This is a genomic window from Comamonas sp. E6 (assembly GCF_001010305.1).
In the GTDB taxonomy this organism is placed as follows: Bacteria; Pseudomonadota; Gammaproteobacteria; order Burkholderiales; family Burkholderiaceae_C; genus Comamonas; species Comamonas thiooxydans.
The window spans coordinates 23,569-39,980 of sequence record NZ_BBXH01000018.1 but is presented as its reverse complement, the minus strand read 5'-3'; the positions used below and the strand labels follow the sequence as shown (position 1 = coordinate 39,980).

Here is a 16,412-nt window from a genome sequence, read left to right as displayed (position 1 = left end):
GGCAACGGACGATCAGGCTCGGGCGCGAATGGGCTCGGGCATCAGCTGTGGCTCGACAGCCAGATCTGCGCAGGACTCCTGCTCTTCGTCGCCTTCCCATTTGGCAACCACGGCCGTGGCAATGGCATTGCCCAGCACATTGGTCAATGTACGGCCCATGTCCAGGAAGTGGTCGATGCCCAGAATCAGCAGGATGCCCGCTTCCGGCAAACCGAACATGGGCAGCACGGCGGCAACCACCACGAGCGAGGCACGAGGCACGCCGGCAATGCCCTTGCTGGAGATCATCAGCACCAGCAGCATGGTCAGCTGCGCGGTCAGCGACATCTCGATGCCATAGGCCTGAGAGATGAAGATGGCCAGGAAGGTGGTGTAGATCATGGAGCCATCGAGGTTGAACGAGTAACCCAGAGGCAGCACAAAGCCTGTGATACGCGGCTTGATGCCGAATTTTTCCAGCTGCTCCATGAGCTTGGGCAGCGTGGATTCGCTGCTGGCCGTGAAAAAGCCCACCAGCACCGGGCCGCGAATCAGCGACAGCAGACGGAAGACATCCTTGCCCAGCACCAGATAGCCGGCACCGATGAGCAGCACCCACAGCGCGGCCAGCGCAATATAGAAGCCCAGCAGGAATTTGCCGAACACCAGCAGCATGCCCAGTCCATGGGTGGCAATGGTGCCGGCGACAGAGCCGAACACGCCCACGGGCGCAAAGCGCATCACGTACTCGGTCACGCGCAGCATGACATGCGAGGTCTCTTCCATCAGATCGACCAGCATGTGCTTTTTCTGGTGGTTCAGGTAGCCCAGAGCGATACCGAAGAACAGCGCAAACACAAGGATCTGCAACACCTCATTGGTGGCCATGGCCTCGAAGATGTTCTTGGGGAAGACATGGGTGATGAAATCCTTGAAATTCAGCGCACCGGTCTTCAGACCCAGGCTCTCGGCATTCGTGGGAAGCTCCACCGTCAGGCCGTGGCCGGGCTGCAACACATTGGCAAAAACCAGACCCAGAAACAGCGAGCAGAACGATGCCGCGATAAACCAGCCCAGCGCACGACCACCCACGCGGCCCACAGAGCCGGCATCGCCCATATTGGCCAGCCCCGCCACCAGCGTGGCAAACACCAGGGGCGCGATGATCATCTTGATCATGCGCAGAAATACGTCGGTGAGAATGCCGAAATAGCCGGCAATGTCTTTGGCTGTCTCCGGTGTCGCGGCGTTGGCGTGGACGAGATAGCCCACAACCACACCCAGAACCATGGCCAGCAGAACCATGATGGTCAGGCGATTGGATTTCATTTCTTGGAATCTTGGTATGCGTTGTTTGAGCCGCTGCCTCAATCCAGGCCTTGGAGGCACCGGGTTCTGGCAGCGACAACAAACCGAGACGGACCGCCGACGGAACCGAGGTTTCGTCAGCAAGGCCCAGCCCCAGTCTCACTTGGTCAGCCGCAGTGAAGCGGCGTGCCGTCCTTTAAGCACATACCGTGCCAGCCAAAAAATCACGTCCAAGTCTTTGATTTGCTTATATTCAAAATACTTTTTTGCATAACCACAATCGGTTTTCCGGACAACATCTGGATTGGTGTACGGAATTCCGAACAGGACTCAGGCCGTTACCGCCGAACGTATCCAGTCCGGCAGCGCAGCGGCTTTCTGCCGGGGGAAATCCACCCAGATCACCGTGCCTCCGCCAGCGGCGCAGATGACTCCCGGCTGCGCCACGCGCTCCATGGTGGCCCAGGTCTCAAAGGTGGTGCGCGCGGGATCGCTGACAAACATCTTGAGCAGCACCTCGTCGGGATACGCAAGCTGCTGATAGAAATTGCAAAAGGCGTTGACGATGACCGGCCCCTGCCCCGCGGGGTCCGGATTCAGGCCCATGCCGCGCATCCAGTCGATGCGCGCAGTTTCCAGATAGCGAAAGTACTGGGCATTGTTGACATGCCCCATGGCGTCCATATCGCCCCAGCGTACGGGAAAGCGCGTTTCATAGACCTGCTTCTTCAGCTCGGGCAGCTCGATTTTCATGCCGGTATGTCTCCTGATTGAACGAGATTTGCAACTGCATCACCACCTTGTTCTAGTTTCTTTGAGGGATGGCACGCCCTGGGGCGATCACTAGCCTATGGACTTTGCCGCAACACCGATTGATGCGCTGTCGCCAAATCTGCACGGTCGTGCCGGGCTGTCAGCATAGAATCGCCCGCATCGCGGTTTTTGCAGACGCACCTGCCAAGGCCGCGCACGCCAGTTTTCCCAATCCAATATCAAGCGAGACTTTCCCGATGACAAACGAAGAGATCCTGGCCCAGTACGGCCCGCGAGAGGCCATGGAATATGACGTGGTGGTGGTGGGCGGTGGCCCCGGTGGCCTGGCCACTGCCATTCGCCTCAAGCAACTGGCGACCGAAAAAGGTCAGGATGTCTCCGTAGTCGTGCTGGAAAAAGGCTCCGAGCCTGGCGCACACACGCTGTCTGGCGCCATCATGGATCCTCGCGCGCTGACCGAGCTGATCCCCGACTGGAAGGAAAAGGGTGCTCCCCTGAACCAGCCGGTGACCGAAGACGCCATGGTCTTCCTCGGCGAGAAGAGCTCCTTGCGCACGCCCAACTGGCTGCTGCCCAAGTGCTTCCATAACGAAGGCAACTACATCGTTCGCCTGGGCTTTGTCACCAAGTGGCTGGCAGAGCAGGCCGAAGCCCTGGGCGTGGAAATCTTCCCCGGCTTCACCGCTGCCGAAGTGCTCTACAACGAAGACGGCTCCGTCAAGGGCGTGGCCACCGGCAATATGGGCATCAGCAAGGAAGGCGAGCCCACGGGCGACTTCCAGCTGGGCATGGAACTGCACGGCAAGTACACCATCTTTGCCGAAGGTGCGCGCGGCCACCTCGGCAAGCAGATCATCGCCAAGTACTCCCTGGACGCCAACCGCGACCCGCAGACTTACGGTCTGGGCATCAAGGAACTCTGGGAAATCGACCCCAAGCGTCACAAGCCCGGCATGGTGCTGCATACCGCAGGCTGGCCCATGAAGAGCGACACCTACGGCGGTGCCTTCCTCTATCACCTGGAAGACAATCTGGTCACGCTGGGCTTCATCACCGGCCTGGATTACTCCAACCCCTATCTGTCTCCATTCGAGGAGATGCAGCGCTGGAAGACCCATCCCAATATCCGCTACTACCTGGAAGGTGACGAAGCCAATGGCATCAAGCCCGGCAAGCGTATCTCCTACGGTGCCCGTGCCATCACGGCCGGCGGCATCTCCAGCCTGCCCCGCTTTGTCTTCCCCGGCGGCGCGCTGGTGGGCTGCGAAGCCGGCTTCCTCAACGTCAGCCGCATCAAGGGCAGCCACGCCGCGATCAAGACCGGCATGCTGGCCGCCGAAGCTGCCTACGCAGCCATCGTCGCAGGTCGCCAGAGTGACGAACTGACCGCCTACACCTATGCGTTCGAGAACAGCTGGCTGTATGAGGAACTGTGGAAGGCACGCAACTTCAAGGCCTGGTTCAAGAAGGGCCTGACCACCGCCTCGATCATGAACGGCCTGGAGCAGTTCGTGCTGCGCGGCAACATCCCCTGGACGCTGCATCGCAACAAGCCCGACCATGCCTATCTGAAGCCTGCAGCCGATTGCACGCCCATCGAATATCCCAAGCCCGATGGCAAGCTGACCTTTGACCGCCTCTCCAGCGTGTTCATCAGCAGCACCAATCATGCAGAGAACCAGCCTGCTCACCTGACGCTCAAGGACGCCAGCGTTCCCGTCGACGTGAACCTGACCAAGTTCGCCGGTCCCGAGCAGCGCTACTGCCCCGCAGGCGTCTACGAATTCGTCGAGGACGAAGCCAATGCCGGCAAGCAGCGCCTGCAGATCAATGCACAGAACTGCGTGCACTGCAAAACCTGCGACATCAAGGACCCGACACAGAACATCGTCTGGGTGACACCCGAAGGCGGCGGCGGCCCCAACTACTCAGGTATGTAATCCGTCCACGATTGCATTCGGCGGCTGCAGCTGCTCCGGATGCTGCTCCATAAAGCCTGCGCCAGCCATTGCTGCGCAGGCTTTTTTCATGGGCTGAATGTTTTTAGCAACGCAGGCTGCCAAATGCCCACAAATTTGCAGCATCACAGCAAAAACGCATGCCACCGCAATCGCCGCGAATCACTCAATGAAGATCGCTTGCCGGTGCAGAAAGAGCAATGTTCAAAAAACAGGCAATTGCATCAATATGCCTGCCCATATCGCACAAGGCGCAGGAAAAATGCAGTAGAAAACCAAAATCCGGCCTCGCTCAACGCAATATTGCGCGCCATTGCCCTGCTTCCACACACTCTAACTCCTGCCAATTAGCGCTTTGCGCAGCTTTCATGCCATTTTTTCGCGATCATCGTATAGGGATAAACAAGGTTATCTCAATCGCGAAGACAGCCAGATCGGTGCAGTAGACTTTGCCGCGAGGCGACGCGCATCACGCACTGCCGTCTTAATTCACCTGCAACACACAACAAACGCTGGAGATACACATGAAGCAGCTGTCCTTGGCCCGCATGGGCGCACTGGCCCTGGCAATTTCCGCCATGTCGGGTGCCTATGCCGCCGATACCAAGTCCGTGGCCGTGACCGCCATTGTTGAACACCCCGCCCTGGATGCGGTGCGCGACGGCGTCAAGGATGCCCTGAAGGCAGCCGGCTACGAAGAAGGCAAGTCCCTGAAGTGGCAATACCAGAGTGCACAGGGCAATACCGGTACGGCTGCCCAGATCGCGCGCAAGTTCGTGGGTGACAAGCCCGATGCCATCGTCGCCATCGCCACGCCTTCCGCGCAGGCCGTGATCGCGTCGACCAAGACCGTGCCGGTCGTGTTCTCTGCCGTGACCGACCCCGTTGCCGCCAAGCTGGTCGCCAGCTGGGAACCCTCCAAGAACAATGTGACCGGCGTTTCCGACCTGCTGGCCCTGGACAAGCAGATGGATCTGGTCAAGCAGGTCGTGCCCAATGCCAAGCGCATCGGCATGGTCTACAACCCCGGTGAAGCCAACTCCGCCGTGGTCGTGAAGGAACTGCAGGCCCTGCTGCCCAAGATGGGCTGGACTCTGGTGACGGCTGCAGCTCCCCGCTCGGTGGACGTCTCCAGCGCCGCACGCTCGCTGGTGGGCAAGGTGGACGTGATCTACACCAACACCGACAACAACGTGGTGTCGGCCTACGAATCGCTGGTCAAGGTTGGCCAGGACGCCAAGATTCCTCTGGTGGCGTCTGACACCGACTCCGTCAAGCGTGGCGCCGTGGCCGCTTACGGCATCAACTACCGCGATCTGGGCGAACAGACAGGCCGCATGGTGGCGCGTATTCTCAAGGGCGAGAAGCCCGGCGACATCAAGCCCGAAGTCTCTACCAAGATGGAACTGTTCGTGAACCCCGGCGCCGCTGAAAAGCAAGGCGTGAAGCTGTCCGACGCGCTGATCAAGTCCGCCGCTACCGTGGTCAAGTAATCCACTCCCTGTCGCCAGCACTGCCGCTCTCAGGCGGTGCCAGCACAGCGGCAGGTGCCGTGGCAACATGGCCCTGCCGATTTTTTTAGACGTTTGCCGCGCCTGTCGCTCTCTCTATGTCTCTATTTTCCATCCTCGGTGCCATTGAAATTGGCCTGATCTTCAGCCTGGTGGCGCTGGGCGTCTTCATCTCCTTTCGCTTGCTGCGTTTCCCCGATCTGACGGTCGACGGCAGCTTTCCCCTTGGCGGTGCGGTGTGCGCCATTCTGATTTCCACGGGCACCAACCCCTGGCTGGCCACGCTGGCCGGCACGGCTGCCGGTGCCGTGGCGGGCTTCATCACAGGCTGGCTCAACGTCAAGCTCAAGATCATGGACCTGCTGGCCTCCATCCTGATGATGATCGGCCTGTACTCGGTCAACCTGCGCATCATGGGCGGCCCCAATGTGCCGCTGATCAACGAACCCACTCTGTTCACCATGCTGCAGCCGGCGAACATTGACGACTATGTGATGCGCCCCCTCATCATGCTGGGCTTCGTCATCGTGGCCAAGCTGGCTCTGGATTGGTTCTTTGCCACCGAACGCGGTCTGGCCATCCGCTCCACGGGCTCCAACGCCCGCATGGCCCGCGCCCAGGGCGTCAACACCGGCGCCATGATTCTGCTGGGCATGGCAATTTCCAATGGCCTGGTCGGTCTGGCCGGAGCGCTGTTCGTGCAGACGCAGGGCGGCTCCGACATCTCCATGGGCATCGGCACCATCGTCATCGGTCTGGCGGCCGTGATCGTGGGCGAAACCATCCTGCCCTCGCGCAAGATCATCTGGGCCACGCTGGCCGTGGTGCTCGGCGCCGTGGTCTACCGCTTCTTCATCGCTGCGGCCCTCAATATCGATGCCATCGGCCTCAAGGCACAGGACTTGAATCTGGTGACAGCAGTGCTGGTGACCATCGCACTGGTGATTCCGCAAATCAAGAAAAAGCTGAGCAAGCGCAAGTAAGAAGAAGGACGGCGGAGAACACCATGCTGAACGCACAAAACCTCGAACTCACCTTCAATCCCGGCACGCCGATCGAAACCCGCGCCCTGCGCGGCCTGTCGCTGTCCATCCCCGACGGTCAGTTCGTGACCGTCATCGGCTCCAACGGCGCAGGCAAGTCCACATTTCTGAACTGCGTCTCGGGCGACCAGAGCGTGGACAAGGGCAAGATCGAAATTGCCGGCATCGACATGACGCGCATGCCGGTATGGTCCCGCTCCAAGCAGGTGGCCCGCGTGTTTCAGGACCCCATGGCCGGCACCTGTGAAGACCTTTCCATCGAAGAGAACATGGCGCTGGCACACGAGCGCGGCAATCTCCGCGGCCTGTCCAAGGCAGTGAAGGCCAGCAATCGCGAGCTGTACCGCGACCGTCTGGCCACGCTGGGCCTGGGTCTGGAAAATCGCCTGACCGACCGCATCGGCCTGCTCTCGGGCGGACAGCGCCAGGCCGTGAGCCTGTTGATGGCGGCGCTGCAGCCTTCGCGCATTCTGCTGCTGGACGAACACACTGCCGCCCTGGACCCGCGCACCGCGGACTTTGTGCTGCAGCTGACGGCACGCATCGTGCAGGAAGCCAATCTGACCACCATGATGGTGACGCACAGCATGCGCCAGGCGCTGGATGTGGGCACGCGTACCGTCATGCTGCACCAGGGCAATGTGGTGCTGGACGTCAGCGGCGAAGAGCGCTCCAAAATGGACGTGCCCGACCTGCTGCATATGTTCGAGAAGGTGCGTGGCGAGAAGCTCGCGGATGACGCCTTGCTGCTCAGCTGATTCAAGCCGACGACCTGACCACACACAGGTCACTATCAAAAAAGAAGCTGCCAGTCCTTGATAACCATTGGCTGGCGGCTTTTTTCATCTCAAGATAGAAACTATCGACAACCAACATTGACATTTCGGCATTTATTTTTGACGAAATGAACAATAAAACAATCAAATAGACAGAGCCCTACTGAATGCAGGCCGAGTATGAAGCCAGTCTCGCCGACGATTTGACGAAGATATAAGGATATTTTTTTGAATTTCCGATCCAGTCATTAATTCTGAAATATCAAACACTTAGATATCGATTCAAGCCATAGCGGCCCTGATCCACAGCTCATGCTGTACGGCTCATGCGCAAATCGCTCACAATCTGCACCCTATCGGAAGCCACTGAGCACGATGCATGTCATCGCCGTTCACGCTGACCGCGTTGATATCCGGGGACTCCTGATATCAGGGCGCAACAAACGGGCATGAGGCCGAGGCTTTTACCAGCCAGGACCGCCAAGGCTTCATGATCCGCAAAAAACCAATATCTCTCATGAGCGATAGCCAAGCAAAAACTGACAACGGTGGCTTGCACCGTTCCCTCAAGGCCCGACATATGTCGATGATCGCCATCGGCGGCTCCATCGGCACCGGTCTTTTTGTCGCCTCTGGCGCAACCATCTCGCAAGCAGGCCCCGGCGGCGCATTGCTGGCCTACATGATCGTGGGCCTGATGGTTTATTTCCTGATGACCAGTCTGGGCGAGATGGCCGCGCACATGCCAGTCTCCGGCTCTTTTGCCACCTATGGCGCCAAGTACGTGGATGAAGGCTTTGGCTTCGCCCTGGGCTGGAACTACTGGTACAACTGGGCCGTGACCATTGCCGTGGACCTGGTTGCGGCGCAGCTGGTGATGGCCTACTGGTTCCCCGACACCAACGGCGTGCTGTGGAGTGCGCTGTTTCTGGCACTGATGTTCGGCCTGAACGCACTGTCCGCCAAGGGCTTTGGCGAATCCGAGTTCTGGTTTGCTGCCATCAAGGTCACAACGGTGCTGGTCTTCATCGCCATCGGCGTGCTGATGATCTTCGGTATTTTGCAAGGTGGCGCGCCTGACGGTATCTGGGGCAATATCGCCAACCTGAGCATAGGCGACGCGCCGTTTGCGGGCGGTTTTGCAGCCTTGATCGGCGTGGCCATGGTGGTGGGCTTTTCCTTTCAGGGCACGGAGCTGATCGGCATCGCCGCCGGCGAATCCGAAGATCCCGCCAAGAATGTGCCCAAGGCCGTGCGCAAGGTGTTCTGGCGCATTTTGCTGTTCTACGTCTTTGCCATCCTCATCATCGGTCTGCTGATTCCCTATACCGATCCCAAGTTGCTGCGCAACGATCTGGGCGATATCGCCGTCAGCCCCTTCACACTGGTGTTCGAACGTGCCGGCCTGCTGGGTGCCGCCGCCGTGATGAATGCCGTGGTGCTGACCTCCGTGCTGTCGGCCGGCAACTCCGGCATGTATGCCTCCACCCGTATGCTGTATGCGCTGGCCAAGCAGGGCATGGCGCCCAAGCTGTTTGCCCAGGTCAACACGCGCGGCGTGCCCGTGCTGGCATTGATCGCCACCACCGTGATTGCCGCCCTGTGCTTTCTGACCAATATCTTCAGCCCCGAAGTGGTCTACATCTGGCTGCTGAATCTGTCCGGCATGTGTGGCTTCGTCGCCTGGCTGGGCATTGCCATCAGCCACTACCGTTTCCGCAAGGGCTGCGAAGTGCAGAACTACGATATGAGCCAGCTGCCTTACAAGGCAGCGGCCTTCCCCTTCGGCCCCATCTTCGCCTTTGTGCTGTGCCTGATCATCACCTTGGGCCAGAACTATGAGAACCTGATCAAGGACCAGATCGACTGGGTCGGTGCCATCGCCACCTATATCGGCCTGCCTCTCTTCCTGGTCATCTGGTTTGGCTACAAATGGGTCAAGGGCACCAAGATCGTCAAATACTCGGAAATGGATCTGAACGGCTCGCGTTAATACCTAGTCATTTTTGATCCCGCCCAAGGCAGCGCCGGCAACGGCGCTGCCTTTTTTGCGTTCTGGGCCTGCCTCGAATGCCGTCGATTAGTCTCAACAGACGATTCATGTCATGACAAATATCTGAAAAATAAATGCTCACAGGCAACGGCCTGCAAGGTTTTTTCACTAGGAAAACAAGAGCAATGCAACAAAAGACGATGAGCGCAGCACTGATGCTGTGCATAGGTTTGCTGAGCGCAGGAGCCGCCTGTGCCAAGGTTCCCGCCACGGAAGCCGACAAGCTGGGCAAGGAGCTGACCTGCACCGGCGCCATCAAAGCCGGCAATGCCGACGGCAGCATCCCGCCATTCACGGGCAAGATCCTGGGCGTTCCTCCCGGCGTGAAGTTCACCAAGTCCGTGGGACAGTTCCAGCCCGATATCTACGCCAACGAAAAGCCGCTGTTCGAAATCACGGCCGCCAATATGGCGCAATATGGCGACAAGCTCAGCGCCGGTCAGAAGGCGCTACTCGCCAAGTTCCCCACCACCATGCGCATTCCCGTTTATCCGGGCCACCGCGACTTCCGTTATGACGACGACATCTGCGCCGTCATCAAGCGCAATGCACTGGAAGCCGAGGTAGTCAACGACGGCAATGGAGTCAAGGGCTTCATGGGCGCTCTGCCCTTCCCCATTCCCAAGACCGGGCTGGAACTGCTATGGAACAACCTCATGCCCAGCCGCGCCAGCACCGAAGAGGTGGAACGTGACATGGCACTGGTGGGCGCAAGCGGCGATATCGCCTGGGGCCGCACCAGCTATATCCAGCTCAGTCGTTATGACTCCAAGGAAAATCTGGGCAAGCCCAACGAGGGCAAATACGCTTATGTGACCAATTTTTCCATCCTGCCCGAGCGCGAAAAAGGCGGAGTGATTCTGTCCATCGAGCCCATGAACTTTGGCACGGACAAGCGCCTGGCCTGGAATTACGATCCCGGCACTCGCCGCGTGCGCCAGCTGCCCGAGTTCGGCTATGACCAGCCCTCCCCCGGCACCAGCGGCAAGGCGACCATCGACTCCGAGCGCCTGTTCAACGGCGGCTCCGAGCGCTACGAGTGGACCATGCACGGCAAGCGCGAGATGTTCATTCCTGCGAACACCTTCCGCATCAACCAGCAGATGAAATACGCCGATCTGCTCAAGCCAGGTCATCCCAACCCTGCCTACACCCGCTATGAACTGCGCCGCGTCTGGGTGCTGGAGGGCAAGCTCAAGCCCGGCTTCCGACACCTGTACTCCAAGCGTGTGATGTTCATCGACGAAGACACCGGCCACGCCGTCTCGGGTGACTTCTACGACGCACGCGGCCAGTTGTGGCAGCACGGTGAAATCAATTACTACTATGCCTACGACATCAAGAAATGGCACGCGGGCACATCGTTCTACTATGACCTGAATGCCGGCTCCTATGTGAGCATGAATCTGGTCCAGGAGCGCCCCAAGGCACCGATTCTGGGCAAGGACGACCTCAAGCCCAGCCAGTACACGCCCGAGGCGATTCGCAACCTGGGCAACTGATAGACAACAGGTGGCTCAGCCACTGCGCGCACCGCACCGCAAGGTGCAAAGAGAGGCCATGAGCCTCTCTTTTTTATGGCCGCTCCTGCCCCGAAACTGGAGCGCACCCCAGCATATGCGCAGGCTGCGTGCTAGGATGAAACACGGTGCCAGCATTGAAAACCATAGCAGCTGGCGTCGTTTTTTTTGTCTTCGAGTCGATTTCAACGTGAACATCATTCACAAGCAGCCAGCGACCCACCCGGTCGCATGGCAGGGCGCGGATCTGGCGGGCGACCCCTTCCGGACTCATCGGCCATCCGCCGACACCCTTGCCGCCATCGCTGCCATGCGGGCCCGGTTCGGACAACGCCTCGAGTCACTTTGGAACAAGGCGTCCCGCTCGGCCAAGGTCGCAGCCTCGTCCTGTTTTAATCCCTGCACAACAAAGCCCGACTAAGCTTGCAGACGATTTAGTTCGCCGCAATCATGACTTCCATGCAATCACTGGCCCGATGGCTGCCCTTTCTTAATTGGCCAAAACCGACTTTTGGCCTGCTGCGCGGCGAGTTCTGGGCCGGCTTGACCGTGGGCCTGATGTTGCTGCCCCAGGGCGTGGCTTACGCCGCGCTGGCGGGCATGCCGCTGATTACCGGCATCTATGCCTCCATCATTCCTGCTGCGGTGGCCATCCTCTTCAGTCCGTCGCCCCGCCTGGGTGTGGGGCCGACGGCGCTGAGCGCCTTGCTGATCGGCGCCTCTCTGACCGGCATGGCCGAACCGGGCTCGGCCCAGTGGGTGGTGCTCGCTGCATGGATGGCCATTCTGTCGGGCCTGGTTCAATGGAGTCTGGGCGTGGTACGCGCGGGTTGGCTGCTCAATCTGGTCACCTCGCCGGTACTGGCAGGTTTTACCCAGGCTGCTGCGCTGCTGATTCTGGCTTCGCAGCTGCCCACCCTGCTGGGCATGCGCGCTGACTGGTCCACCGTCTGGCATTCGCCGTCCATCTATCTGTTCAGCATCCAGTCCATCGCCTACGGCCTGGTCAGCATGGGCTTGCTGATGCTGGCCAAGAAATGGCGTCCTGCTTTTCCCTCGGCCATTTTCATCATCGGTCTGAGCGGGTTCATCAGCTGGCTCACGGGCTTCGCCGATGCGGGCGGAGCCGTGATCGGCCACCTGCCTGCGGGACTGCCCAGCTTCCAATGGCCCGGCATGCTGGACTGGGAGCAGTTCGGCGCCCTCGTCATGCCCGTGCTGGTCATCTCCCTGGTCAGCTTTCTGGAAACCGCGTCCAGCGCCCAGGTCGAACATCAGCAGGCCGGCACGCGCTGGAACGAGAACCAGGATTTGATCGCCCAGGGCCTGTCCAAGATCAGCGCCGGCCTGTTCGGCAGCTTTGCCACCAGCGCATCTTTCTCACGCTCTGCCGTCAATCTGCTCGCAGGCGCCAGGACCGGCTATGCCAACGTCTTTTCCATTTTGCTGGTGGTTGTGGTCGTGCTCTGGTTCATTCCCTGGCTCTACCATGTGCCCCAGGCAACGCTGGCTGCCATCGTGATCACCGCCGTGCTCAACCTGGTCAAGCCCAGCGCGATTCTCAAGCTTTTCAGGATCTCCAAGGTCGAAGCCAGCATCAGCGTCGCCACGCTGGTGCTGACCATCGTCACCGCCCCGCGCATGTACTGGGGTGTGTTCGCGGGCATCATGCTCAGCCAGGCTTACTACCTCTATCACCATCTGCACCCGCGCATCATCGAGGTCGGCGAGCATCCCGACGGCAGCCTGCGCAGCCGTCTGCTTTGGCAATTGCCACCCCTGGCACCTGAAGTCGTGGCTCTGCGCATGGATGCAGACCTGGACTTTGCCACGGCCACGGCACTTGAGCGCTACGCGGCCGATGCACTGCAGCAAACGCCCCAGGCCAAAGACCTGGCACTGCTGATGCAGTCCATCAACAGCATAGACATCACCGGAGTCGAAACCTTTGCCCGACTGGAACGCCTGGTCGCATTGCGCGGCGGTCTGCTGCACGTGGTGGGATTGAAGTTGCCGGCCGAGCAAAGGCTGGAACGCGCCGGACTGCTGCACAAGGAAGGCAGCCCCATCAGGCTCTATCGCACGGATGCCGACTTTCTGCGAACGCTTGGCAATTTCCCCACAGAACTGAGTCGGATCAACGCTGACGAAAAGCCTACATCCACAAAAAGCTAGGGGTCGCTGCTACACTGACGGTCATCATTGATAGTTTGTCGTGACTTCATCCGCCCCCCACCAATCCGTGTTTTTGCGCGATCTGCGCCTTGCCACCGCACACAATCTGGTGACTCGCGCGGGCGGTAGCGATAACCGTCTGCCCACTGACACTCCCACCCATTACCTGCAAGCACTCATTGATGGCTTGTGCGCACTGTCTTTGCGCGACCCCCTCACGGGGCTGGCCAACCGACGCCATTTCCGCTCCGTGATCGAGCGCGAAATCGACCGCGTGGCCCGCTCCGGAGAAACCGCACTGCTGCTGATGCTGGACATCGACCATTTCAAGCAGATCAACGACGAGCACGGTCATATCGCCGGCGATATGGTGCTGCAATCCGTGGCACAGACCCTGTCCGAAATCATTCGCCCCATGGACACCCTGGCGCGCTTCGGTGGTGAAGAATTCGCCATAGTGCTTCCGGTGTGCCCTGCGCATCAGGGCCGTGCGGTCGCCGAGCGCCTGCGCCAGGCCATCGAAAGCAACTCCATCGCTTTGTCCTCGGGCCAGTCGCTGAAGGTCACTGTGAGTATCGGCGGGGTCTACGCCCAGCAATGGATTCGCAGCACGGCGCAACTGTGGACCGAGCGTGCCGATCGCCAGCTCTACCTGGCCAAATCGGCGGGACGCAACTGCGTCTGCGTGGAGGATCCGCCCGACAGTACGGTGAGTGCCGAGGAAAAAAGCCTCCTTTTCAGCCCTTTGCCTGCCGCTTCGTTAGAGGAAAATGTCTCTGACAATACAGCACCAGACGTAAACACCGACGCCGCAAGCCAGGTCATAACGCCTTGAGACGATGGACACCTTGGCCCCTCACCCTACTTTGCCCGCTCATATATCCATGGAAGATGCCCTGCGGGCGCCTGGCCGCAACAAGCAGGCCCACATCATTGCCGTCACCAGCGGCAAAGGCGGTGTCGGCAAGACTTTCGTCTCGGCCAATCTGGCTGCTGCGCTGACGCGTCATGGCTTCAGCGTGCTGGTATTGGACGCGGACCTGGGCCTGGCCAATCTGGATGTAGTGCTCAACCTCTACCCCAAGGTCACGCTGCACGATGTGTTCACGGGTCGCACCACGCTGGAAGATGCCATTCTGACCACGCCGGGCGGCTATTCCGTGCTGCTGGCCGGCTCGGGCATGATCGAGTACTCGCGCCTGACCCCCGAGATTCGTTCCCAGTTCATGCGCACGGTGGAGTTGCTGCGCCCGCGCTACGACATCATCCTGCTCGACACCGGTGCCGGCATCTCGGATGTGGTGCTGTTCTCCGTCTCTCTGGCAACCGAAGTGCTGGTCGTGGCGACGCCCGAGCCCACATCGCTGACCGATGCCTACGCTGCCATCAAGGTGCTGGCCCTGCAGCAAAAGCGCCAACAGATCCGTCTGGTCATCAACCAGGCGCAACGCCCCGGCGATGGCCGCGCCATCACGGGCCAGTTGCAGCAGGTGCTCAACCGCTTCGTGACCACCGAGTCCGGCCAGCCGCTGCAGCTGACCCACTGGGGCGATATTCCGGTCGACTCCGCCGTGCGCGAGGCCGTGATGCGCCGACAGCTGCTGCTGCAGGCCATGCCCGGAGCACCCGCATCCCTCGCAGTGGCACAGCTGTCCAATAAAATCAAGGCAGAGCTGACGGCCCCGGTCTGAGCTGCATCACCGTCGATGCAGCAGCCGCGCGGCCGCCCCCGGATATCGACGTGGCCGACATACTCAACATCTCCTGCTACAAATTCACGCCCCTGCCCGACGCCGACCAGCTGCGCCAGACGCTGCTGGAGCGCGCAAATGACCTGAGCCTCAAGGGCACGGTGCTGCTGGCCGAAGAAGGCATCAACTTTTTCCTGGCCGGTCCTGCACAGGCCGTTCGCGGCTTTGTGCACCAGCTCAAGCAAGACCCGCGTTTTGCCGACCTGGCTCCCAAGGAAAGCTGGTCCGAGACCGTGCCCTTTCGCAAAATGCTGGTCAAGGTCAAGAACGAGATCATCCGCATGGATCATCCCGCCATTCGACCCGCCCATGGCCGTGCGCCATCGGTCAGCCCGGCCACGCTGCGCCGCTGGCTTGAGCAAGGCCATGACGACGAGGGCCGCGAGGTGGTGACGCTGGACACGCGCAACGACTACGAAGTGGACGAAGGCGCGTTTGCCGGCACGATCGACTGGCGCCTGAGCAAGTTCACCGAATTCCCGCCCGCACTGCGCCAGCACAAGGACGAATTCGCCGGCAAGACCGTGGTCAGCTATTGCACTGGCGGCATCCGCTGCGAAAAGGCCGCCATCCTCATGCAGGACGAAGGCATCGAAAACGTCTACCAGCTCGAAGGCGGCATCCTCAAATATTTCGAGGAGACCGACGGCAAGTTCTACGACGGCGGCTGCTTCGTCTTTGACGGTCGCGACTCGCTGGGCACCGATCTGTCGCGCACCGAGCTGGTTCACCCCCGCCCCATCAAAAAGCATCTGATGGAACAGGACGCGGAGTAAGCAGCGCCAAGATGGCGCTCAACGCCACTATCAAAAACTAAGCTGCTAGCGCTGGCTCAGGCTAAGTTTCAGAAACATTCATCTCTGAAACCCCTGCAGGACCATCGCTAGCCGCTTTGAATTGGATAGCACCCAACTTAGCCGAACGCTTATCTGGCCCAGCGTGCTGCAGCCTTGGCCACGCGCTCGCCAAACTGGCGTGCGGTTTCCAGATCACCGCCGGCCATCTCGCCGGCCGATGAATCAGAGGGTGACTGCGCCATGGCACCACAGAAACTGCCCATCCAGTTCACATCGTTGCGCTGGGCGGCCTTGGTATTCGAAGGCAGCAGGCCCAGTCCCACCCACACGCCGCCATGCTGCATGGCCAGGTGATAGAAATAATCGAGCGTGACCTGCTTGTCGCCCTGCACGCTCGCGCTGTTGGTAAAGCCGGCAAACAGCTTGTCCTTCCAGGCCTGGGCAAACCAGGCCTTGGACGAGGCATCGGCAAATTTCTTGAATTGCCAGCTCGGAGCGGCCATATAGGTCGGCGCGCCGAAGACGATGGCATCGGCCGCGGCCAACTGCTCCCAGCCGCCCTCGGGCAGATTGCCATCGGCGTCGATGGCCAGCAACTGTGCGCCCGCGCCCTGGGCCACGGATTGCGCCATGCGCTGGGTATGGCCGTAGCCGGAGTGGTAGACCACAACGATATTGCTCATGATTTCTTCTTTCCTGCTTGCATCGGCGCGGCCATCCGCCGCGCCATCCTGTATCTGTACCAAATAAAGGCCCGCCGGATTGAC

15 protein-coding genes are annotated in these 16,412 nt (G+C 60.1%); 12 read left to right on the top strand and 3 right to left on the bottom strand.

Annotated elements, in window-relative coordinates:
• Window positions 1-12 precede the first annotated feature (12 nt).
• Complete coding sequence (locus tag CSE6_RS16525; protein WP_039050781.1) at window positions 13-1,308, bottom strand: dicarboxylate/amino acid:cation symporter; 1,296 nt, start codon at window positions 1,306-1,308, stop codon at window positions 13-15.
• A gap of 309 nt (window positions 1,309-1,617) precedes the next feature.
• Entirely contained in the window at window positions 1,618-2,040 is a 423-nt protein-coding gene (locus CSE6_RS16520) for a thioesterase family protein (protein WP_012838431.1), read from the bottom strand.
• 257 nt (window positions 2,041-2,297) lie between these two features.
• On the opposite strand from CSE6_RS16520, the gene CSE6_RS16515 reads away from it, so the two are divergent.
• The 12 genes from CSE6_RS16515 to CSE6_RS16460 all read left to right on the top strand — a co-directional run bounded on the left by CSE6_RS16515 (window position 2,298) and on the right by CSE6_RS16460 (window position 15,624).
• Window positions 2,298-4,001 (top strand): electron transfer flavoprotein-ubiquinone oxidoreductase, encoded by a 1,704-nt coding sequence (locus tag CSE6_RS16515; RefSeq protein WP_059441017.1) that lies wholly within the window; start codon window positions 2,298-2,300, stop codon window positions 3,999-4,001.
• Between the two features lie 39 nt (window positions 4,002-4,040).
• Window positions 4,041-4,370 (top strand): hypothetical protein, encoded by a 330-nt coding sequence (locus tag CSE6_RS16510; protein ID WP_152668596.1) that lies wholly within the window; start codon window positions 4,041-4,043, stop codon window positions 4,368-4,370.
• Window positions 4,371-4,543: 173 nt separating this feature from the next.
• Window positions 4,544-5,512: an ABC transporter substrate-binding protein gene (locus tag CSE6_RS16505; protein ID WP_034355528.1), complete on the top strand. Its 969-nt coding sequence runs from the start codon at window positions 4,544-4,546 to the stop codon at window positions 5,510-5,512.
• A gap of 116 nt (window positions 5,513-5,628) precedes the next feature.
• Window positions 5,629-6,513: an ABC transporter permease gene (locus tag CSE6_RS16500; RefSeq protein ID WP_003054767.1), complete on the top strand. Its 885-nt coding sequence runs from the start codon at window positions 5,629-5,631 to the stop codon at window positions 6,511-6,513.
• Between the two features lie 23 nt (window positions 6,514-6,536).
• On the top strand, window positions 6,537-7,331 hold the full coding sequence (locus CSE6_RS16495) for an ABC transporter ATP-binding protein (protein WP_003064901.1): 795 nt from the start codon (window positions 6,537-6,539) through the stop codon (window positions 7,329-7,331).
• Window positions 7,332-7,866: 535 nt separating this feature from the next.
• Window positions 7,867-9,342, top strand: coding sequence for an amino acid permease (locus CSE6_RS16490; protein WP_034410149.1), 1,476 nt, complete (start codon window positions 7,867-7,869; stop codon window positions 9,340-9,342).
• A gap of 185 nt (window positions 9,343-9,527) precedes the next feature.
• Window positions 9,528-10,904, top strand: a complete 1,377-nt coding sequence (locus CSE6_RS16485; protein ID WP_034379410.1) for a DUF1329 domain-containing protein — start codon at window positions 9,528-9,530, stop codon at window positions 10,902-10,904.
• A 58-nt stretch (window positions 10,905-10,962) separates the two neighbouring features.
• Window positions 10,963-11,343, top strand: a complete 381-nt coding sequence (locus CSE6_RS16480; RefSeq protein WP_059441016.1) for a hypothetical protein — start codon at window positions 10,963-10,965, stop codon at window positions 11,341-11,343.
• 38 nt (window positions 11,344-11,381) lie between these two features.
• The gene (locus CSE6_RS16475) at window positions 11,382-13,097 is read left to right on the top strand and encodes a SulP family inorganic anion transporter (RefSeq protein ID WP_034355603.1); all 1,716 of its coding nucleotides are present in this window, start codon (window positions 11,382-11,384) and stop codon (window positions 13,095-13,097) included.
• Window positions 13,098-13,137: 40 nt separating this feature from the next.
• On the top strand, window positions 13,138-13,932 hold the full coding sequence (locus CSE6_RS16470) for a GGDEF domain-containing protein (protein WP_051517656.1): 795 nt from the start codon (window positions 13,138-13,140) through the stop codon (window positions 13,930-13,932).
• Window positions 13,933-13,936: 4 nt separating this feature from the next.
• Window positions 13,937-14,788 carry a MinD/ParA family protein gene (locus tag CSE6_RS16465; RefSeq protein WP_059441015.1) on the top strand — a complete coding sequence of 284 codons (852 nt, stop codon included), beginning with the start codon at window positions 13,937-13,939 and terminating at the stop codon, window positions 14,786-14,788.
• 50 nt (window positions 14,789-14,838) lie between these two features.
• Entirely contained in the window at window positions 14,839-15,624 is a 786-nt protein-coding gene (locus tag CSE6_RS16460; RefSeq protein ID WP_059441014.1) for a sulfurtransferase, read from the top strand.
• 149 nt (window positions 15,625-15,773) lie between these two features.
• Here the strand turns inward: CSE6_RS16460 and CSE6_RS16455 are convergent, their stop codons facing one another.
• A complete protein-coding gene (locus tag CSE6_RS16455) occupies window positions 15,774-16,328 on the bottom strand; it encodes a flavodoxin family protein (RefSeq protein ID WP_034355547.1) in 555 nt (184 codons plus the stop codon).
• Between the last annotated feature and the right edge of the window lie 84 nt (window positions 16,329-16,412).